Origin of the sequence: Cryobacterium breve (assembly GCF_027594785.1) — a bacterium.
Classification (GTDB): domain Bacteria; phylum Actinomycetota; class Actinomycetes; order Actinomycetales; family Microbacteriaceae; genus Cryobacterium; species Cryobacterium breve_A.
The window spans coordinates 2,101,587-2,121,791 of the sequence record NZ_CP075584.1; the positions used below are offsets into that span (position 1 = coordinate 2,101,587).

A 20,205-nucleotide genomic window follows, 5' to 3' on the forward strand; every position below is an offset into this window, starting at 1 on the left:
CCATGAACAGCACGCCCCTTTCACACAGCGCCCTTGTCGTCGACGATGAAACAGTGTCCCGCCTCGTGCTCTCCCACATGTTGCGCAGGGCGGGCTGGGACGTCACCGAGGCAGACGATGTCGCCCCGGCGATCGCGATCGCACGGTCGGGCACCTTCACGGCGATCTTCTCCGACTTCTCCATGCCGGGCGGTACCGGTGTCGACCTGCTGAACTCGCTGCCACCAACGCCGACGCGCCCGCTCTTCGTGCTCGTGACCGGAATCGTGGAGCACTCCTCCGTCGGACTCGACCTCGCGAGCGTTATCGATGGGCACCTGATCAAGCCGATCAGCTCCCGTTCGCTCGCCGAGTGCCTCGCCACGATCCTGCCGCGCCAAAGGGACCGGTGAGTCGCGGCGTCACGCGTGCCCTGACCCGGACTGCGTGCGGCCTCGGCTGGCTGGCGGCAGGCGGCATGACCGCGATCGCCCTGACCCGGGCGCTCGCCAGTGAAACCGAACCGTTGCTGATCGGGGTGCAAGGCGTCGCGGTCTGGCTGCTCCTCCCGGCGTACCCTCTGCTCGCGGGCACGGGAATCGTGCTCGCGCGTCGCGCCCGGAGGGCCAAAAGACCTTCCGGCGGCCCGGCCCGTCTCCGATGGCCACTCACCCTCTCTGTTATCGCGCTCGCCCTGGCCGTCGTGCAGGCCACCCTCCTCGTACCGGCCATCGGCTGGAACGGCCCGCGAACGGCGCCCGTCGGCGCTATTCCGCTCCGGATCGTGAGCGCGAACGTCCTCCTCGACAACACCGAGCTCGCCACGCTCGCCGGAGAGCTCGTCGCGACGGATGCCGACGTGATCGTGCTCGAAGAGGTCACCCCCGAACACCTCACCACGCTCACCGCCTCGCCGCTCTGGGCGGCCTACCCGGAACGAGTGCTCGACGCCCTGCCCGGATACCACGGCTCGGCGATCTTCTCCCGTTTGCCGATCGAAGACGGCGGCCCGATCGACGTAGCCGGGTCCCCGATGCTCGAGGCGCACATCCGTACCCCCGCGGGCCTCGTACGGATCATCGATGTGCACGCGGTGGCGCCCGTCACCGCGGAGAACACCGGGCTCTGGCGGGGACAGTACGCCGAGCTGGCCCGGATCGCGGAAAGTGACCCCGGCACCCTCATCCTCGCGGGCGATTTCAACGCGACCCTCGACCATGCACCGCTGCGGCGGCTCGTCGCCACCGGGCTGCGGGATGCTTTTGTGGAGTCCGGCAGCGGTTTCGGGGCGACCTGGCCACGCTGGGATGGCGTCGTTCCGCCGCTGATGCGTATCGACCATGTGCTCGTCAGCCAGCAGCTCACGGTCGTCGCCGTGACCGACCAGATGAGCGCGGGGAGCGACCACCGCCGCCTCGTCGTCGACCTCGCCCTCCCGTCGTCCCAGAATCCGTCGGTACAGGGTCCCTCGTCGCAGGCTCCCTCGCCGCAGAAGACTCCGACGCCATGACCCTGGTGACGGAGCCGGCCCCGGCCCCCGCACCGGCAGCCCCCGCACCGGCAGCGGAGAAGGCGAGGGTGCACCGGCCGGAAGAAGCGCCGGACGGACGCTCGCGCAAGGGCTTCGTGCGCCGCCACCGCCTGCTCTTCATCGCGCTCATCCTTGTGCTCGTGTTCCACGGCTCTTTGCTGCTTGCCGGAAGCTACCAGCGCACCTACGACGCCTACGTGCATATCTTCTTCGCCGACCACTACGCCAGAGACTGGTTCTCGAGCTGGGACACGCGCTGGTACACCGGGTTTTCCACCCTGAGCTACCCGCCGGGCGGCCACTTCATGATCGCGGCCCTGAGCAAGATCATCGGGTTGCGCCCCGGCTTCGTGGTCGTGCAGGTCTTCGCCCTCCTCAACCTCACCATCGGGGTCTATCGCTGGAGCGGTATCTGGGTCAACCGCACCTCGGCCGGCTGGGCGGCCATCGCCCTCGTGCTGGCGTCGTCGATTGCTGAAACCGTGCACGTCTTTGGCCAGCTTCCCACCACGCTCTCGCTCGGGTTCCTGCTCAACGGGCTGCCCTTCGCGAACACCTGGGTGCGCACCGGCAACCGGAAGGCCCTGCTCGCCGGGGTCGGCTGCATCATGGCAACCACGGCCTGCCACCATGTGACGACCCTGTTCGGATCGCTCTTCTTCCTCGGGCCCGTGCTGCTCGGGGCACTCGTGTTCGCCGTGCGCACCCCGCTCGCCGGTGAGAAGGACGGACACCCGCCCCGATTCAGTTTCCGGCTGCTCTGGCCGTTGATCGCGCGCCGGATTCGCCGGGTGATGCCCTCCCTGGTGCGAACCGGGATCCTCGGTGTGCTGGTGGTCACGGCCCTGCTCTGCGTCGTCCTGCCGTACTGGCTGTACTCCAAGAGCGACCCGATCACCCAGGTCTCCATCCCGCACGCCAGCCGCGACAGTTTCCTGGTCAACGTCAACGCCGGCCTGGTCTTCTGGCTGATCCCGTGGGGCACGACGCTGCTCGTGCTGCCATACGCCTTGATTCGCGGCATGGCGGGCAAGGCGTGGCCGCTCACCCTCTCACTCGGAGTGCTCGCGTTCCTCGGCACCGGCGGCACCACACCGTTCCCCAAGATCCTCCTGGGCGGCGCGTACGACATCCTCACGCTCGACCGCTTCACGTTCTGGGCGACCATCTCCATCCTGCCGCTCGTCGGGCAGTTCGTGTCGAGCGTCACGAACGGTTCGATCCGAGCCTGGCTGCTCGCGCATGTCGGGCCTACCCTCTCGGTGGTGCTTCCTGGCCTGCTGCTGGCCGCACACCTCACCACGACCCTCTACGCGGCCAACCTCACGCAGTACCGGGCATTCCAGCCTGCCCCGATCGACGTCACCCCGATCACGACCTTCATGAACAAGGACCAGCACTCCCAGTGGCGATACCTCACGCTGGGATTCGGCGACCAGATGGCCTGGCTCGGCGCCAATATGACGGCCGGAACCGTCGACGGCGACTATCACTCCGCCCGGCAGCTGCCCGAGCTGACGTCCCGGCCGATCGAGCGCCTCGAGGGAGCGAAGTACTCCGGTGTGCCCGGGATCGGGAGCCTGCAACAGTTCCTCGCCGTTCCCGGCCGGTACTCCCTCAAATACGTTTTCAGCAACGACGCCTTCTACTCCCCGCTGCTCGACGCCAGCGGGTGGACCGACCTGGGTCCCCTCGAGAACGGCATAGAAATCTGGGAACGCTCCGACGTGGCCCCGCTGCCGACGAGCGAGGTTTCGCACCAGGCACCGCTCTGGGAGCGCCTGTGGTGGGGACTGGTCCCGCCTGCTTCGATCACCCTGGCCCTCGTGCTCATGGTGTGGTCCCTCATCGGAGCACCGACGCGGGTGCCCGGCGCAGGCGCCGTCGTGCGCCGTATCGTGCCGGCCAGGCTCCGACGGATGCTGTCACGCCCGCCCCGAGCGGTCGCCCGCCTCGTGCGCTCCGCACTGAAGAAGCTCACGAGCCCGGTGACCCGCGCCGTCGGGGCCGTCGACGCCGCCCTCGCCAGGGCGAGCGACCGCATCCCGCACACCGAGGAGCCCGCGCCACCCGCCGGCGGCTGGCTGCCCTGGGGCGCGGCGCTCCCGCGCCTCCGCACGCGGGCACGCGCCCGCGTACGGAAGCGCCGCCGCCGCTGGCAGGCGGCCGCCGTGACCCTTCTGCTGGTCATGGTCACTGCCGGCGGCGCCCTCGCGGTGGCGAAGCCGAGCGCGCCCACGGCCGCCGAAGTGGTCGAGGACTACTACGGTCACCTCGATTTCCGCCGCTTCGCCGCGGCATACGCCCTGCTCGACCCCTCGACCCGGCCGGACTACACGGTGTACCAGCAGGAACTCGGCAGGGACGGAGGCCTCGTCGCCTCCTTCGCCAAGCTCGCATCCGTCACCGCAGTGCCCGCATCGAGCACGCCGGGCAGACAGGTGATGACCGCAACCCTCGACTACCTCACCTCCCTGCAGTCCTATCAGGTGACCACGCCGGTGGCCCTGATCCAGGAACCGACCGGCTGGTTCATCGACCTGCCCGCCGCAGACGCGACATCTCCGCCCGACCAGTTCACCAGCCGACCCGCCGTCGGCTTCCTTTCGCAGGGTCGTCGCGCACTCAGGCTCGGACGGGACCTCCACGATGGATGTGCTCGACCGACCCGAGCTGACCCTCGGCAACGTCAGTTCCCTGCTCGTGAACGGTCGCTGGGTCGTGATCGGCGAGGTGACGAACACCGACGTCGACCCCGCAGACGTCACCGTCGAGGCGCAGTTGCGCGATCCGGACGGCGCGCTGCTCGCCAGCTGGGATGCGGCCCAGGTGCTCGCCCACAAACTGCTGCCCGGAGCGACGAGTCCCTTCCGCATCGAGTTCCAGAGCATCGCCGGCACCGGAGACTACGGTCTCGAAGCCGACGGCGGCCTCAAGAACACGACGGAGGTGACGGCCCCTTCTGCGACAAGTGTCACTGTCGCCGCTCCGGCCACGTCGTCCAACATTCACGGCCCTGTCGAGTTCGACCCGCAGACGATCACCCCCTTTGTGCTCGCCGCCGGTGCGACCGTCGCGTCGGTGGCCGTCTACGCGCGCGGCGTAGTGACTCCGCGGGCGAGCGCACGCGGCCTGCAGGTGCAGCACCTGCGGCTCACCGGCTCGGCCGCCGACGGCTACGCTGTCGTCGGCGAGCTGCGCAATGACAGCACCGTCGAAGCCTCCGTTCCGCACCTCCTGGTGTCGTATACGGCAGCGGACGGCAGCCTGTCCTGGGTCGACCACGCCTATCTCGAACACAGCATCGCCCCGCAATCGGTCAGCGATTTCCGCATTCCGCTCGCGTCAAGCACCCCGATCGCGGCCTCCGGGGTGCCGACGACCGGCTATGCCGGTCCCGCCCACTCTCCACCGGCATCCGCCCTCGCCGCCTCGATCGCCCTGCCCGCCGACACGGGCTTTTCCGGGCTGTCTCTCACGGCGACGACCTACGCCAGAGCGAGCCAGCCATGACGCGGCCGGGCACGCGCCGCACAGCCGGCCTGATCCTCACGCTCGCCCTCGGCCTGGCGGTCGGGTTCGCCACCGATTCCGGCGCCGACTCCCACGCGGAAGCGCGGGCAGCACAGAACGCCGCGGCCGCCCTCGTGCTGCAGGTCGCGCCGACCGCGCCTGCGGGCACGGAGCTTCCGGTGACCGTGGCAGGAGCCGCCGACGGCGCCATTGTGCAGGCTCGTCGCGATCGGTTCGCTCGGCCAGCTCGTGCTCACCGCCGTGAGCATCGACGACACGGCGGAATTCCGGCTTCCGGTCGCCCTGACCCGCAGTGCAGGGTCCGTCACCCTCGTGGCGAGTTCCGCAGGCGCGGTCGGGCGCGGCACCGCAGAGCTCACCCCCGGAGCCGCGGTCGGCCCGATACAGGCCGTCGTCGGCGCCCGCTCCATCGTGGCCGACGCCGCAGACATGTCCATGGTCGTCACGATCCCGGTCGACGCCTGGGGCAATTCCATCGCGGAGGGTTCGCCGGTGCTGGTCTCCCGTGAGAACCCCGTCGGAGTGCGGAGTTCGAGCGGAGCGTTCGTTTCGCACCTGCTCGCCTTCCAGGAACTCTTTTCGGGCACCCTCGCCGGTCGAGGCCTGGTCTGGGTCGCTTCCGGTCCCGTGACCGGGCCGAGCGTCAGCCTCGACGAAGTCGCCGGGCCACCGCTGCCCTTTTCCCTCGAACCCGTCGAGTCCGTGCTCGCCGCCAACGCGGGGGCCGACGGCCAGACGCTCGTGCCGATCCGGACATCCGTGCTGCGGGATCGCTACGGCAATGTCGAGCCGGACGGCACCCAGGTCACGGTGGAATGGACGGGCCCTGAAGGCGCGGGGCGCACGACCGCGGCGACGATCTCGGGCGTCGCCCAGCTCTCGATGCAGGCGCCGGCGACGCCGGGCGCATTCCAGATCACCGGATTCTGTCGCGGTGTGCACACGGCGAGCGCCCTCACGTTGCCGTTCGCGGCCACCGTCGGCACGGTCACGGTGCGCGCACGCCTGGTCGACGCCGGCGTCTTCGTGAGTATCGGCCCGGTCAACCGATTCGGCGGCACATTCGTGCCGGATGGAACGACGGCACGTGTCTCCGTGGCCGACCGCGACGGCGAGGCGGGCGCCACGAGCGCCGGGCTCGTGAACGGCGTGCTCGACATCGTCGTTGCGACCAGACCGCTCGTCGGTCCGGTCACGGTCAGAGTTTCGGTGCTCGGCGCAGAGGGTGCGGAGACGCTCCGATGACGAGGTCCGGACTCCCGTTCCGCGCGCCCGGAAACCTGAGGCGCAGCCGCATCAAGCGGCTGATCGCAGCGCTACTCGGCCTCGGCCTCATCGCCGCGACCATGGGGCTCCTCGTGCTGAGCGGGCAAATCACGCTGCAGAGTTCGACGGGGGCCACGGTCTCATCCGGACTCCACGAAGTCGCGACGGTGCCGGTCAACGCAAGCCAGCTCGTCACGTGGCTGCCAGACGCGTGGCAGCGCGAACGCGTCCTCGAGCCGGCGACGCGCATGATGATCGCAGCCAGCTATATCCGGGCCTGGGCCGCGATCGGGCACTTCCAGTCCACGGGCGAGCGGCCTGCCGTCAACGACACGTTCAGCGGTGCGGCGAGGCGGGCCGTGCTCGAGCTGCCGCGCACCGGCCCGAGCGCCACGTGGGACCTCCGTCACTCCCTCGAACTCGAGTTCTACGCGCTCGACGGCGCCACCGTCGCCTTCCATGACGGGGGTGCGAACATCGCACGCACGGTCGGCACCGGGTTGAATGAGACGGTGCTGCTCGGCCACGAGAGCTACGACGTCGTGATGGTGCTCGAGGACGGGTTCTGGCGCATCCACCAGCTTCGGCGCTCCGCGGGGAGCGACACTGTCACACTGACGACGGATGCCGCTGGGGCGACCGTGATCACCGGCGCCCCGACGACGACTCCCCTCACCATCCCGGAGAGCCTGGCCACCGAATACCGTCCGGCCGGCTGGGCGCCCGTTGTGCCGGTTGTCGCCAAGGCGACCGCGACACCGACCCTGACTCCCGGTGCGACCCCCACCGCTGCGCCCGCTGTCACTCCCGTTCCCGCGCCGACCGTGCTCGCCCCGGCCACTCTGGGGGCCGACTTCGCCCGCCTGCGGGCTCTCGGTTTCGACACCATCCGGGTTCCGCTCCCGTACACCGAGCTGGGAGGCGCGAAACCCACCGATGACGCCATCACCGGACTGATCACGCTGCTCGAGCAGGCGGACCGGCACGGACTGCGGGTCGAGCTCGTCCTCTTCGACGGCTTCCCCGACCTCACTCCCGCGAACTGGCTCGCTGCCGACGCCCACCTCACCGCCATCGCGACCGCGGTGCGCGGCCAACCGGCCCTCGCCCTGTGGGACCTCGCCGACCGACCGGAACAGCGCTCGACCGGGTCTCCGAGCCCCGCCGAGATCCGCGCGTTCCTCCTGCACACCGGCGCCACCCTGAGGGAACTCGACCCGGGCACGCCGCAGACCATCTCCTGGGCGACGAGCACGGCCGCGTCCGATCCGTCGATGGCGGGCCTGGTCGACGCCGTGTCCCTGCACCTGACCGGAGGCGGTGACCCGGCCGCAGCGATCGAGGCTGTGCGCACCGCGCTCCCCGACCGGGCCATGCTGCTGACGGTGACCGGGCTCAGCACCGAGGGCGGCTGGGGGCCCCTGCCGAAGACCGAGGCACGACAGGCTTCCGACGTCGCCCGGGTGCTCCTGGGTGCGGAGCGCGCCGGACTGTCCCATCTCAGCGTGGCGACCTTTGCCGACACGAAGACGGATGCCGGCGGGCTGCTCCGCGCAGACGGCTCTGCCAAGCCCTCCGCCGCCCTCTTCGAGTCCGGCGCCCAGCTCACCACGATTCCGGCGCCGGGCCTGCTCGACTACGCCACGTCGAAATTCTGGATCCTCGTGTTCGCGGTCCTGCTCGCCGGCGCCGGGGCGCTGCTGTTGGCCCGTCGCCGTCGGCGCAAGCGCGCGCTGCCGGCAGTGGATTCCGCACTCTCCCCCCACCGCAGGGCAGCACGACCGCCCAGGAGGCACCCCACAATGATTGCCACGCGCCCCCACCGCCCACGCCGTGGGCGCAATCTCGGCTTCCGCCCCGACCTGTTCGACACCTCCCGGTCCGTTGCCCTCTTGCTCGGGGGAATCGCCCTGCTCGCGGGAACGACCATGGCGGTGTACACCGTGAGCGACGTCTCCGGCCTGGGCCCTGTCGGGCTCGCGACCCTTCGGAGTGTCGCCTCCACCCTCCTCGTCGGCGGATTCGTCATCCTCGTCTTCCGGAGGCGCATCACGATCCCGCTGCGTCACGTCTCCCTGTGCTGCTTCATCGCCCTGGCCGTCGCGAGCGTCGTGGCGACCACCGGGACTCCCATCGCGTCCACGTTCTCCGGCGGTCTCGGTGTCACGATCCTGCTGGCCTTCGCGGTCATCCGGTCCCGTACGATGCTCTGGTATCCCCTCGTCGTGGTTCCCCTCGGTATCGCGGCAACCGCGTTGCAGCCGGGCGCGGATGCGACCAATGTCGAGTTGACCGGTCTCCTGGCCATTGTCACCACCTCCGTCCTCACCTGGTTCGTGCGCAGTGCGACCGCCTTCGAAACGGACTGGCTCACCGGCATCCTCAATTTCGCCGGCTTCGAGCGTGCGACCGCGACCACAGTGCAGGACGCCCGAGCGGATGCGCGATCAGGCGTGCCCCTCACCCTCGCACGCCTCGACATCGACGAGTTCGCCCTCGTCAACCAGCGCTTCGGAACGGATGCCGGAGACGACGCCCTCGGCGAATTCGCGACCGATCTCGCATCCTTCCTCCCCGTCGACGCCGTCTTCGGCCGGATCGAGGGAGACGCCTTCGCTGTCCTGATCTCGGGGAGCACCACGGAGGAGGTCCGGGGCCTGCTCAGGCACGCGCGACTCACCGTCCGCGGATTCTCCGCCGGCATCGCACAGCACGAGGGGGATGAGTCCGCCTCTGAACTGTTCGGCCGGGCCGGCGCCGCCCTCTACGAGGCCAAGCGCGGCGGCCTCGGGCGGATCACCGTCCACGGCGGCTACTATGCGTCGCCTGTCGCCGTTCGTCACGGCATCGACAACGGCGAAATATACGTGGAGTACCAGCCCTGCGTCGACATGCGCACGGGGGCCATCGTGGGGGTTGAGGCCCTCGCCCGCTGGAACCACCCGGCCAGGGGCGCGATCTCTCCCGTCGAATTCATCCCGCTGTGCGAGGCCAGCGGATCGATCACGATTCTCGGCGGCTGGGTGCTCGGCCAGGCGATCACCGCAGCGGCCGCGTGGAACCGCTCATTGCCTGCCAGCCGTTCGCCGGTCACGGTCGCTGTCAATGCGTCTGCCCGGGAGCTCTCCATGGAGGGCTATGCCGGGCGGGTCATCGACGTGTGCGCGGCGGCGGGCCTAAGCGTGTCGCTGCTCGGCATCGAAGCGACGGAGTCGGACTTCGGATCGGGGTCGGAGGAGGTCGCCGTGAACATCGCGCACTTGCGCGACGCCGGCGCCCTCATCTCCATGGACGACTTCGGCACCGGGTTCTCCAGCATCGAACGCCTGAACTCGTCCAGGTCCTCCTCGACACTGCGATCTGACCCCGTGTCGTCGACAGGGCGCTATATCAACAGGGTGATGTACTGTAACGACGCCATCCACCGAGACTGCCCACCGAGAGAAGAGCCCGATGAGCGACGCAGACGACGCCGGTCACCGCAGGGCCGGAAGGCCGCTTGAGACGGTTCTGACGAAACCGCGCATCACCGCTGCGGCCCTCCGACTGATCGGGGCGACCGGCTACGAGAGCTTCACGATGTCCGGCCTGGCCAGGAGCCTCGGGGTCGCTCCCTCCGCGCTCTACAACCACGCGGCGTCGAAGCACGTCGTGTTGCAGTGGTTGCAGGACCACGTTATGACGATGGTCGATGTGGCCGGCTTCGGTGTAGAGCCGTGGGACACGGCCCTCCGGCGCTGGGCATGGTCCTATCGGGACATCTTCGCGACGCACGTTCCGCTGATCTCAATCGTGGCGGTCCTCCCTGTCACCGGCGCACCGCAAACCCTGCGCATGTACGAGACCGTCGCCGCCGGACTGTCCTCCGCCCGGGTGCCTTCGGCACAGATAGTGCCCTCGATCGTCGCACTCGAGTCGTTCATCTTCGGCTCCGCTTTCGACGTGACGGCCCCTGCTGACATCTTCGAGACCGGTGCGCTCGCCGAGTCGAGCCCGATCTTCAGCGCCGCAGTGAGGCAGGGAGAGCAGAGCCAGGGCAGGGCGCGGGCGGACGTCGCGTTCGAGTTCGGGCTGGAGGCCCTCGTTGACCGGATCGGCCGCCTGCGCAGACCCTGAGCATCCGCCCGGCTTGTCCTGCCATGCGAGGTGCCCCGGGCGCCGCGGGTCGTGCGGCGCCCGGAGCATGGCTGACTCACAGGCACGGCTTGAGCGCAGCGACGTCGCCCGTGAGGGCGGTCGCCGTCCCGATCAGAACCACCCGGGTCGCGCCGAGGCGGGTGATCTCGGTGAGTGTCGCCCTGGGCACGCACGTCGCGGGCGTGAGATACAGCGGAGCCGACTTCGCCCCGGCGAGCGCCGAGCCGACCAGGGCGTCCTGGTAGCTCGTTCCGCTCGCGAGGTACACGGTCGTGGCGGAGGTGAAGGCGTTCAGGTTGAGCGCCGCGTTGGTCGCGTAGCGGTCTGCGCCGGCGTACCGGGTCACCGAGGCGCCGCCGAGTTGCAGCTTCAGCCAGAACTCGGTGAGGCTCGTCACGTCGGCCGTCCCGCCCGCGATCTTCACGGTCCTGGTGTGCAGCGCACGGAGCAGCACGGCCGTCGCGAGGTCGGGCAGGAGGCCGCCGGTCGGCACGAGCACGACCGGTGCTCCCACGCGGGCGGCGGCCGATGCTGCCGCGAGTGCCCCTGGGAAGTCGGCCCCGGTAGCGACGTAGGCCGTCGCCGCGAGGCTGCCGAAGGCATCCGCTGCCACGAGGCGGGAGGTGGCGTAGCGGTCGGCGCCGGCGAGCCGCACGACAGGGGCGATGCCCGCGAGTTCGGCGGCGACTGCCGCAGAGACGCTGGCGGTCCCGCCGACGATGACGATCTTGCCGGGGTGCAGCCGGGTCAGTTCGGCCCTGACCCCGGCCGGAAGCGCCGTGAGCGTGGTCAGGAGCACGGGTCCGCCGAAATGCGCGGCGGCGGGGCCGGCGCTGAGGGCGTCGGCGAAGCTCGTGCCGCTGGCGAGGTAGACGCGGGAGACTCCGGGCGCGAAGCCCTGGGAGACGGTTATCGCCGTCGAATACGGGTCGGTTCCGGCGATCCGGGTGACCGTCCCGGAGGAGACCGGTGCTGTGGGTGCCGAGACCGCGGACGCCGATTGGTACCCGGGCGCCGAACCGGTGACCCGGACCGTGAGGGTCTTGCCGGCATCCGCGGCGACCGGGGTGTACCCGGCAGACGTGGCCCCGGCGATGGGCGTGCCGTTCGCGAGCCACTGGTAGGCGAAGCTCACCCCGGCGGGCGTCCAGGTTCCCGGGCTCGCGGTCAGCAGCGCACCGACCGTGGCTGTCCCGGAAATCACCGGTGTCGCCGTTCCGATCCCGCCGGTCGCGACCGCGCCGGTCGGCGCCGAGACCGCTGACGCGGACTGGTAGCCGGGCGCGGTTCCGGTGACCCGCACGCTGAGCGCCGCGCCGGCATCCGCGGCGACCGGGGTGTACCCGGCAGAGGTAGCCCCCGCGACGGGCGTGCCGTTCGCGAGCCACTGGTAGGCGAAGCTCACCCCGGCGGGAGTCCAGGTTCCCGGGCTCGCGGTCAGCAGCGCGCCGACGGCGGCCGTGCCGGTGATCGCCGGAGTACCCACGCCGAGCGTGCCGGCGACGACGGCCGCTGTCGCCGCAGAGGTGACCGCGGCAGAGGGCGGCAGGTAGCCGGTCGCTGTTCCCGTGACTCGCACCGAGAGCGCAGTGCCGAGGTCCGCAACGACGGGTGCATAGGTGGCGGATGTCGCGCCGGGGATGTCCGCGCCGTCACGCAGCCACTGGTAGGCGAAGGCGGTGGTGGCCGGTGACCAGTCGCCGGGGACGGCGGTCAGGGTGCTGCCGACGGAGGCGGAGCCCGTGACGGTCGGGGTGGCCGGCACGAGGATTCCCGGGGCGCCGACGGTGTCATAGAGGGCGTAGTCGTCGGTCACGAGGGTTCCGTTGAGGATCAGGTTGAGGCCGAAGCTCAGTCCGGTGGTGCCGGCCGGGATGGCGGCCGTCGTGTAGAGCGCCTGCGCGTAGGACGTTCCGGCCGGGAAATACGGGCTCGACGTCCAGTAGCTCCAGCTGCCGATCGAGTTGCGCAGGTAGACGTCGAACTGGGTGGTGACCGTCGAGGTGTACCAGGCGCGGAGGTCGTAGGTGTGGCCGGGGGTGACCGTGGGCGCGCACGCGCCCAGGTCCTGGGTGAGGATGAGTTTGGAGTCGCCGCTGACGAGGTTGCTCACGACTAGCTGCTCCGCCTTGGTGCCGGTGTGTGCGGCGGCGACCGTACTGAAGGCCGCGGTGTTCGTGCCGAAACCGCCGATGGCCCAGCACTGCGGGAGGCCGTTGGTGCCGGCAGTCTCGAGGCTCGGGTTGACGACGCCGTTCACGCCGGGACCGGGGGCCGCGGTCGAGGTCGTCGTCACGGGAACGACCGCCTTGACGGTGCCGCCGATGACGTCTCCGACGGTCTTGACCGTGGTGTTGTTCGAGGCTGCACGCGTGGAGAGCCAGGCGGCGAACTGGGCGAAGACCGCCGGGTCGACGGAGAGCGCGTCGCAGGTTCCTGCGCAGAGGTGGTGGAAGGTGAGCTGCACCCAGCCCCCGCCCGCCGTCTCGGCGTTCGTGACCGTGTTCTCAAGGTCTGCGAGGGTCCAGGTCGTGTCGACCTCGTCTGGCGCGCGGGTCAGGTAGGGGTCGGCGGGCGGAACGGTTTCCGCGAAGCCGCAGCCCGTGCAGCCGAACCGGGTGTTGATGTCGCCGAGGCCGCGGGTGCTGTTGAAGCCGCAGGCCTGGACGATCGCCTCGGTCGCGGCATTCACCGTTGCGAAGGGGTAGGCGAAGCTCCTGGTCGCGAAGCCCCAGTCGGCGAGGGTCGCCCGGCCCTGGCAGACCTGCCGGGTGGCTTCGTCCGCGGGGAGGGTGAGGAGGTCGGGGTGGGTGACCGTGTGGCCGGCGATCTCGTGACCGGCCGCGGCGATGCTCGTCAGGTCTGCCCTGGTCAGCCAGCCGGGGTTGTCGATGAACCCGGTCGTGATGAAGAAGGTTCCCTTCATCCCGAACTGGTTCAGGGTGGCCACCGCGGCGAGCTGGTCGGCGTTGCCGTCGTCGAAGGTCAGGCTGACGACGGTCGGCGGATCCGTGACCGCTGCCCGCGCCGGGGTCGCGCCGAGGGTGATGCCCACGGCGACGGCGGCGAGGACGGCGATCAGCTTGAGCGAGCGTGCAGGGGCCAGCAAGAATCCGGTCATGGGAGGTGCTCCTCGTGAATCGTGACTGATCCTGGAATCCCAGCACCCGCGCCCAGTGTGCTGAGCGTTGTGCCCCCGAACAACGGCTGTGCCCAAAAAAGCGGTTTACCAGCGAATTACCGCGCAAGTGTGCGGTTAACCACACGTGACGCGTCATCTCCGGCCGATGAATCTGCGGTAAGTGCTTGCAATCCGCCTGACTCACCCCCAGAATAAACGAACTCAATTCATTTAGTCCATCGGATACACCGCAGTACCCGAATGGGCCGTTCGCGCGTCGATGCGCCCGGCCCGAGGAAAGGGACCACACATGACCCAGCAGTCCACCCGAGGGTCGGCGCCGACCTCATCGCAGCCGTTCACCGACGTCCACCTCGTGCACAGGCTCAACGCTGCACGACGCCGCGGGGAGCAAGCACGGCATCACGAAGAAGGGCCTCAAGGGCGGGCAGCTCGGCCTGCTCGCTGTCGTCGTGCTCGGCATCTCCTCCGTCGCCCCTGCGTACAGCCTCACCAGCTCGCTCGGCGCGACCGTTGCCGAGGTCGGCAAGCAGCTGCCGGCCGTGTTCATCCTGGCGTTCATCCCGATGATCCTCGTCGCCCTCGCCTACCGGGAGCTCAATGCCGACTCCCCGGACAGCGGCACCTCCTTCACCTGGACCACCAAGGCGTTCGGTCCCTTCGTCGGCTGGATGAGCGGCTGGGGCATGCTCGCGGCCAACATCATCGTGCTCTCGAGCCTCGCCGGCGTGGCCGTCAGTTTCTTCTACGTCTTCCTCGGCGAGGTCTTCGCCAACCCGGATCTCGCCGCGCTCGCCGACAATACCTTCATCAACATCGCAACCTGTCTCGTCTTCGTGGCCCTCGCCGTCTGGGTGAGCTACCGCGGGCTGCACGCCACCAAGCTCGTGCAGTACAGCATGGTCGGCTTCCAGATCGTCGTCCTCCTCATCTTCAGCGTCTCGGCCATCGTCAACGCAACGAACGGTGCGTCCACGACCGCGCTCGCCTTCGACTGGACCTGGTTCGACCCCACCCGGGTCGACAGTTTCAGCCAGCTGGCCGCCGGCATCTCTCTGGCGATCTTCGTCTACTGGGGCTGGGACGTCTGCCTCACCGTGAACGAGGAAACCAAGGGGACGAAGGGGACCGCGGGCAAGGCCGGCACCCTGACCGCCCTCGTCGTGCTCGGCCTCTACCTCGTGCTGATCGTGGCCACCATGATGGTGTCCGGTGTCGGCGCCGACGGAATCGGCCTGAGCAACCCGGACAACCAGGGCAACATCTTCGCCGCGATCGCCGGACCCGTGATGGGCCCGGTCGCCATCCTGATGTCGATGGCCGTGCTCGCCAGTTCCGCCTCCTCGCTGCAGTCGACGATGGCCTCTCCGGCCCGCACCCTGCTCTCGATGGCGCACTACCACGCACTCCCGCCGCAGTTCGCGAGCGTCAGCAAGCGCTTCGGTTCGCCCGGCTTCGCGACGATCGCAGCCGGATCCATCGCCGCCGGGTTCTACGCCGTCATGACGATCATCAGCGTCAATGTGCTCAACGACACCATCCAGTCGCTCGGGCTGATGATCTGCTTCTACTACGCACTCACCTCCTTCGCCTGCGTCTGGTACTTCCGCCAGAGCCTGTTCTCGAGCGTGCGCAACTTCTTCCTGCGGCTCGTGGTGCCGGCGGCCGGCGGCCTGATACTCACGATCGTGTTCGTGCAGACCGCCGTGAGCGCCTGGAGCCCCGACTTCGGCAGCGGTTCTGAGCTCTTCGGGATCGGACTGGTCTTCGTGATCGGCGTCGGTCTCCTCGTGCTCGGACTCGCCGTGATGGGCCTCACCTTCCTGGCCCGGCCGAGCTTCTTCCGCGGCGAAACGCTGCGCCAGGACACCCCCGCACTGGTCGTGCCGGAATAACAGTCGCGCCGGGTAGCCTCGGGGCATGAGCACCAGCACCGCGGCTACCCCGCACCTGTCGTCCGTCCTTCCCAAGCACATCCTGACGAGCGGCGACCACCACCCGATCGTGCTCGCCGAGGCGAAGCGGCGCGCGGCGAGTGTGCAGCTGCGTATTGCGGATGCCGTCACCGCCTTCGCCGGATCGATGCGGTTCGTGTACCTGCATGCCGTCGTCTTCGCCGGCTGGATGCTCTTCTTCGAGCCGAGCCCGTGGCCGACCCTGACGCTCGTGGTGTCGCTCGAGGCGATCTTCCTCTCGACGTTCGTGATGATCGGCCAGAACCGGCAAGCCGGGTTCCAGCAGGCGAAGGCCGACCACGATTTCAAGATGAGCGACCAGGAGCCTGTTGACCAACACGGGAGCTCACCCGACGCGTTCATGAGCTCACGAAGGAAATCCACGCCCACATCATCGGGGTCGCCGCTGTCGCCCCTGCCCTCGCGACAGGGCCGGTCGCCCCGACGACGGCCGGGAGCGACACGGTCACCGCATCCCCCGTCGGTTCACCCGCGAGTTGACCGCGCGGCGTAGGGTGGCGGTTCCAGGGAAGGCATGGACCTATGACCGACGTTGAACTCCTCGTCTACGCCGACCGCATCGGCGGCACGATCCCCGCGCTGGCTGCGCTCCTCGACGGGCCCCTGCGCGCCTTCGGCAGTGTGCACGTGCTGCCGTTCTACGTACCGTTCGACGGGGCGGATGCCGGCTTCGACCCGGTCGACCACGCTGCGGTCGATCCGCGCCTCGGCACCTGGCCCGAGGTCCGCGCCCTGGCCGGCAGCCGCGGGCTGACCGCAGATCTCGTGGTCAACCACGTTTCGGCATCCTCTGTGGAGTTCACCGACTGGCTGGCCCGCGGCGCTGAGTCGCCCTGGGACGGCATGTTCCTCACCTACGGCACCGTCTTCCCGCACGGCGCGAGCGAGGCGGAACTCACGGCGTTCTACCGGCCCCGGCCGGGACTGCCCTTCACCGGGTACCGCGGGGCCGACGGCTCCCGGCACCTCGTGTGGACGACGTTCCTGCCCAGCCAGGTCGATCTCGACGTAGCCAATCCAGTCGCCCTGGCCTACCTGCGCCGGGTGCTCCACGTGCTCGCTGACGGCGGAGTCACGACGGTGCGGCTCGACGCGGTCGGCTACGCCGTGAAGACCCCGGGAACCGACAGCTTCATGACCCCGGAGACCCTCGCCTTCGTCGAGGTCGTCACGGACCTCGCCCGCGCGGAAGACCTCGCCGTGCTCGTCGAGGTGCACGGGTACTACGCCCAGCAGGCTCGCGATCGCGCCCCTCGTCGACTGGGTCTATGATTTCGCGCTCGCGCCCCTCCTGCTGCACTCCCTGGGCACCGGCACGGTCGACCGCCTCGCGAACTGGTTCGAGATCCGACCGGCCAACGCGGTCACGGTGCTGGACACCCACGACGGCATCGGCGTGATCGACGCCGGTCCGGCCGGAGGACGGCCGGGGCTGCTGAGCGAGGCGGAAATGGCAGAGGTGTTCGCGCGGGCCGCAGAAGCGACGCACGGACACTCATCCGTCGCCTCGGTGGTGCCGGAATGGGCGACGCTCCCGCACCAGATCAACGCGACCTTCTTCAGCACTCTCGGCGGCGACGTCGTCGCCTACCTGGTCGCGCGTGCCGTGCAGCATTTCCTGCCCGGACGCCCGCAGACCTACTACGTCGGCCTGCTCGGCGGTCTCGACGACCGGGAGGCTCTTCGCCGAAACCGGCAGCGGCCGCGACGTGAACCGGCACCGCTACCCGGCGGCGGAGGTCGAGGAGGCGCTCGCGAGCGAGGTGACCCGCGCCCAGCTCGGCCTCGTGCGGCTCCGCTCCACCCATCCCGCGTTCGACGGCCTGTTCACCTGGTCGATATACGGCAGGGACGTGCTCGAGCCTGCGCTGGGTCAATGCGGCCCGCGATGCCCGCGCGGTCCTGACGGTGTGCACCGCGCTGGGAGCGACGAGTTTCCGCATCCGGCTCGCGGACGCCGACGGCAGCGAGGTCCTCGACACGGTCGAGTCCCTCGCAGCCTGGACCGCCGACACTCACTGACCCCGCCCTGCCCCGCCGGAGCCCCACGCTCACGGCCGCCCGCGGCTGCCCGCGGCTGCCCGCGGCTGCCCGCGGCTGCCCGCGGCTGCCCGAGAGTACGATTTTGGCCCCTTAAAACGCGGTCTTAAGGGCCAAAATCGTACTCTCGCGACAGGGCGGGCGGTGCGCGGACGTGCGAGGCGGATGCCGCGGGTGCGGGGGCGGGACGCTAGCCGATGATCTCGGCGAGGGTCAGCACGGGAGCGCTGAACGCTGCGGCGACGTGCTCGTTCGTGATGCGGCCGGCGTGCACGTTCAGGCCCTTGGCGAGTGCGGCGTCGTCGGCGATGGCCTGCTTCCAGCCCTTGTCGGCGAGCGCGACCACGTAGGGCAGGGTCGCGTTGGTGAGCGCGCGGGTCGACGTCGCGGGGACCGCTCCCGGCATGTTGGCGACGCAGTAGTAGATGCTGTCGTGCACGGCGAAGGTCGGCTTGTCATGGGTCGTGGCGTGGGATCCCTCGAAGCAGCCGCCCTGGTCGATCGCGATGTCCACGAGCACGGAACCCGGCTTCATCGTGGCGACCATGGCGTCTGTGACGAGCTTCGGCGCCTGGGCACCCGGGATCAGTACGGAGCCGATCACGAGGTCGGCACCGCGGACCTGCTCTGCGATTTCGTACCGGGTGGACGCGCGGGTCTGGACGGCGCCGTTGAACCGGTTCTCCAGCTGGCGCAGCCGGGCGATCGACAGGTCGATGATCGTGACGTCCGCGCCCATGCCGAGGGCGTTCGCGGCTGCGTGCTCTCCGGCGACACCGCCGCCGATGATGACGACCTTCGCCTTGGGGGTGCCCGCGACGCCGCCGAGGAGGATTCCGGTGCCACCATTCGCGCTCATCAGGTGGTACGCGCCGACCTGCACCGACAGGCGCCCGGCCACCTCGCTCATCGGGGACAGCAGCGGCAGGCTGCGGTCGGTGAGCTGGACCGTTTCGTAGGCGATCGCCGTCGTGCCGGAGGTGAGGAGGGCATCCGTGGTCGGACGGGACGCGGCGAGGTGCAGGTAGGTGAAGAGCACCTGCCCGTCGCGCATCAGGGGGTATTCGGCTTCGATGGGCTCCTTGACCTTGAGCAGCAGGCTCCGCGGCGGCCCAGACCTCGGCGGCCGTGCCGAGGATGGCCGCGCCGGCCACGCGGAAGGCGTCATCGCTGAACCCGGAGCCGATTCCGGCGCCGGCCTGCACGAGGACCTCATGGCCGCGGATGCCGAGTTCGTGCACGCCGGCCGGAGTGATGGCCACGCGATTCTCGTTGTTCTTGATCTCGGTGGGGATGCCGACCTTCATGGGGGACTCCGTCTGCGGTGGATGGCCGGACTTACCGGTGGATAGGGAAAATAATGCTTGGTATTCGTTTCCTGTACGTGACAAGCGTGGAATCCGCGATACTTGGTCGAAAGACAGCGCGATATTCAGTTGAGAGGGGCCAACGCATGACGGAAACGAAGAGGATTCGGGGCGGCGATGAACTCGACACCGTGGACAACACGCTCGTGGCGCTGCTCCAGGCCGACTCGCGGATGAGCAACAGCAGGCTCGCGACCGCGGCGGGGATCGCGGAATCGACGTGCATCGCCCGGGTGCGCTCCCTCGTCACACGGGGCATCATCACCCGTTTCACGACCCTCGTCGACCCGAAGGCCCTCGGGCTCGGCCTTCAGGCGTTGATCAGCGTCAGCATCCGCTCGGGCGCGCGCACGCAGATCCCGGCGTTCCGGGACGAGATCCGGGCGATGCCGCGGGTCGTGCAGGTCTTCTTCCTCGGCGGGACCGAGGACTTCATCATCCATCTCGTGGCGCGCGACTCCGACGATGTGCGCGACTTCGTGCTCGAGAACCTGTCGGCGAACCCTGCGGTCGCCTCGACGCGCACCAGCCTCGTCTTCGAGCACCACTACAACGGGCTCTCTTCGGGCAAGTAGCAGCCGGGCGTCGAGGAGTCTCGCCGGGCGGTGCCGGTTGGCCCAGTCGGTCGGCCTGGTCAGTCCGTGCTGCGGCTGGGCTTCCAGAAGCCGGTCTTGCCGAGCAGCCGGGTCTCCTTGTCGGCGTCTGCGGGAACCTCGACCTCGGCGGGGAACACGCCATACTGGCGCCACTCGTCCACCTGGGGCAGGATCTGCTCCCAGAGCAGATCGACAAGTGGAGCCGGCAGCGCATACTTCTGGCCGAGGAAGTTCGCGATCGACCACGCCTGGAAGGCGCGGTAGATGCTCGTGTGCTGCAGGTACTCGGCGAGCGGGTAGTCGCCGTACTGGAGGTGCACGATCGCAGCGGGATCGAGGTCCTGCAGCACGACGGCCGTGGCTTCGTCGTTGATCCGGTCGTAGCTCGCGATCGGATCCGACCCGAGCAGGTCGCCGTTGAAACGGTCACCGACCTCCTCGATGGTGCGGCCCGCGAGCACGTCCCCGACCCAGGCCTCGTCACGTGCGTGCGCGGCGAGGATGTCCCTGATCGTGGGGTCCTCTTTACTGGTCCACTCCGCGGGGGCAGGAAGGGTCAGCTGCTCCGGCGTGATCCGGTCGATGACGGAGCGCAACGCGGCATCCGACTGAAGAAATAGCTCTCTCTGCTCCATGT

Annotated in this window: 15 protein-coding genes and 1 pseudogene; 12 read left to right on the forward strand and 4 right to left on the reverse strand. The window is 69.4% G+C overall.

What is annotated here, in order from left to right:
- The first annotated feature begins 2 nt into the window (after nt 1–2).
- Genes KIV56_RS10275 through KIV56_RS10290 form a run of 4 tightly spaced genes read left to right on the forward strand, consistent with a single transcriptional unit; the run spans nt 3 to nt 5,023 of the window.
- A complete protein-coding gene (locus KIV56_RS10275) occupies nt 3–392 on the forward strand; it encodes a response regulator (RefSeq protein WP_281533372.1) in 390 nt (129 codons plus the stop codon).
- Nucleotides 389–1,489 (forward strand): endonuclease/exonuclease/phosphatase family protein, encoded by a 1,101-nt coding sequence (locus KIV56_RS10280; protein ID WP_281533373.1) that lies wholly within the window; start codon nt 389–391, stop codon nt 1,487–1,489. Before KIV56_RS10275 ends, KIV56_RS10280 begins: the two co-directional genes overlap by 4 nt.
- Nucleotides 1,486–4,716 carry a hypothetical protein gene (locus KIV56_RS10285; RefSeq protein WP_281533374.1) on the forward strand — a complete coding sequence of 1,077 codons (3,231 nt, stop codon included), beginning with the start codon at nt 1,486–1,488 and terminating at the stop codon, nt 4,714–4,716. Before KIV56_RS10280 ends, KIV56_RS10285 begins: the two co-directional genes overlap by 4 nt.
- A complete protein-coding gene (locus tag KIV56_RS10290; protein WP_281533375.1) occupies nt 4,649–5,023 on the forward strand; it encodes a hypothetical protein in 375 nt (124 codons plus the stop codon). Before KIV56_RS10285 ends, KIV56_RS10290 begins: the two co-directional genes overlap by 68 nt.
- Here the strand turns inward: KIV56_RS10290 and KIV56_RS10295 are convergent.
- Entirely contained in the window at nt 4,999–5,280 is a 282-nt protein-coding gene (locus KIV56_RS10295; RefSeq protein WP_281533376.1) for a hypothetical protein, read from the reverse strand. The two genes, KIV56_RS10290 and KIV56_RS10295, sit on opposite strands and share 25 nt — an antisense overlap.
- Here KIV56_RS10295 and KIV56_RS10300 point away from each other — a divergent pair.
- From KIV56_RS10300 to KIV56_RS10310, 3 genes are read left to right on the forward strand one after another with little or no spacing between them, the layout of a single operon-like run.
- Entirely contained in the window at nt 5,273–6,289 is a 1,017-nt protein-coding gene (locus tag KIV56_RS10300) for a hypothetical protein (RefSeq protein WP_281533377.1), read from the forward strand. The two genes, KIV56_RS10295 and KIV56_RS10300, sit on opposite strands and share 8 nt — an antisense overlap.
- On the forward strand, nt 6,286–9,813 hold the full coding sequence (locus KIV56_RS10305; protein ID WP_281533378.1) for an EAL domain-containing protein: 3,528 nt from the start codon (nt 6,286–6,288) through the stop codon (nt 9,811–9,813). The genes KIV56_RS10300 and KIV56_RS10305 overlap by 4 nt, the downstream gene beginning before the upstream one ends.
- Complete coding sequence (locus tag KIV56_RS10310; RefSeq protein WP_281533379.1) at nt 9,764–10,426, forward strand: TetR/AcrR family transcriptional regulator; 663 nt, start codon at nt 9,764–9,766, stop codon at nt 10,424–10,426. The genes KIV56_RS10305 and KIV56_RS10310 overlap by 50 nt, the downstream gene beginning before the upstream one ends.
- Nucleotides 10,427–10,502: 76 nt before the next feature.
- Here KIV56_RS10310 and KIV56_RS10315 read toward each other — a convergent pair whose 3' ends face one another.
- On the reverse strand, nt 10,503–13,568 hold the full coding sequence (locus tag KIV56_RS10315; protein ID WP_281533380.1) for a cell wall-binding repeat-containing protein: 3,066 nt from the start codon (nt 13,566–13,568) through the stop codon (nt 10,503–10,505).
- A 392-nt stretch (nt 13,569–13,960) separates the two neighbouring features.
- Between KIV56_RS10315 and KIV56_RS10320 the strand changes: the two genes are divergently transcribed.
- The 4 genes from KIV56_RS10320 to KIV56_RS10335 all read left to right on the forward strand — a co-directional run bounded on the left by KIV56_RS10320 (nt 13,961) and on the right by KIV56_RS10335 (nt 17,471).
- Nucleotides 13,961–15,484: an APC family permease gene (locus KIV56_RS10320; protein ID WP_281536124.1), complete on the forward strand. Its 1,524-nt coding sequence runs from the start codon at nt 13,961–13,963 to the stop codon at nt 15,482–15,484.
- 25 nt (nt 15,485–15,509) lie between these two features.
- On the forward strand, nt 15,510–16,058 hold the full coding sequence (locus KIV56_RS10325; RefSeq protein WP_281533381.1) for a DUF1003 domain-containing protein: 549 nt from the start codon (nt 15,510–15,512) through the stop codon (nt 16,056–16,058).
- Nucleotides 16,059–16,087: 29 nt separating this feature from the next.
- Nucleotides 16,088–16,837 (forward strand): alpha-amylase family glycosyl hydrolase, encoded by a 750-nt coding sequence (locus KIV56_RS10330; protein WP_281533382.1) that lies wholly within the window; start codon nt 16,088–16,090, stop codon nt 16,835–16,837.
- Between the two features lie 97 nt (nt 16,838–16,934).
- Entirely contained in the window at nt 16,935–17,471 is a 537-nt protein-coding gene (locus tag KIV56_RS10335) for a hypothetical protein (protein WP_281533383.1), read from the forward strand.
- A gap of 324 nt (nt 17,472–17,795) precedes the next feature.
- Here the strand turns inward: KIV56_RS10335 and ald are convergent.
- Nucleotides 17,796–18,912, reverse strand: a pseudogene (gene ald / locus KIV56_RS10340) (alanine dehydrogenase).
- A 146-nt stretch (nt 18,913–19,058) separates the two neighbouring features.
- Between ald and KIV56_RS10345 the strand changes: the two are divergent.
- Nucleotides 19,059–19,547 (forward strand): Lrp/AsnC family transcriptional regulator, encoded by a 489-nt coding sequence (locus KIV56_RS10345; RefSeq protein ID WP_281533384.1) that lies wholly within the window; start codon nt 19,059–19,061, stop codon nt 19,545–19,547.
- 59 nt (nt 19,548–19,606) lie between these two features.
- On the opposite strand, the gene KIV56_RS10350 is transcribed toward KIV56_RS10345, so the two are convergent.
- Complete coding sequence (locus tag KIV56_RS10350) at nt 19,607–20,203, reverse strand: hypothetical protein (RefSeq protein WP_281533385.1); 597 nt, start codon at nt 20,201–20,203, stop codon at nt 19,607–19,609.
- Between the last annotated feature and the right edge of the window lie 2 nt (nt 20,204–20,205).

What these genes read in the sequence shown, in the direction of transcription:
- KIV56_RS10325 (WP_281533381.1), top strand. Translation starts at nt 15,510, where the DNA reads ATGAGCACCAGCACCGCGGCTACCCCGCACCTGTCGTCCGTCCTTCCC.
- KIV56_RS10310 (WP_281533379.1), top strand. Translation starts at nt 9,764, where the DNA reads ATGAGCGACGCAGACGACGCCGGTCACCGCAGGGCCGGAAGGCCGCTT.
- KIV56_RS10350 (WP_281533385.1), bottom strand. Translation starts at nt 20,203, where the DNA reads ATGGAGCAGAGAGAGCTATTTCTTCAGTCGGATGCCGCGTTGCGCTCC.
- KIV56_RS10330 (WP_281533382.1), top strand. Translation starts at nt 16,088, where the DNA reads ATGACCGACGTTGAACTCCTCGTCTACGCCGACCGCATCGGCGGCACG.
- KIV56_RS10285 (WP_281533374.1), top strand. Translation starts at nt 1,486, where the DNA reads ATGACCCTGGTGACGGAGCCGGCCCCGGCCCCCGCACCGGCAGCCCCC.
- KIV56_RS10315 (WP_281533380.1), bottom strand. Translation starts at nt 13,568, where the DNA reads ATGACCGGATTCTTGCTGGCCCCTGCACGCTCGCTCAAGCTGATCGCC.
- KIV56_RS10345 (WP_281533384.1), top strand. Translation starts at nt 19,059, where the DNA reads ATGACGGAAACGAAGAGGATTCGGGGCGGCGATGAACTCGACACCGTG.
- KIV56_RS10275 (WP_281533372.1), top strand. Translation starts at nt 3, where the DNA reads ATGAACAGCACGCCCCTTTCACACAGCGCCCTTGTCGTCGACGATGAA.
- KIV56_RS10305 (WP_281533378.1), top strand. Translation starts at nt 6,286, where the DNA reads ATGACGAGGTCCGGACTCCCGTTCCGCGCGCCCGGAAACCTGAGGCGC.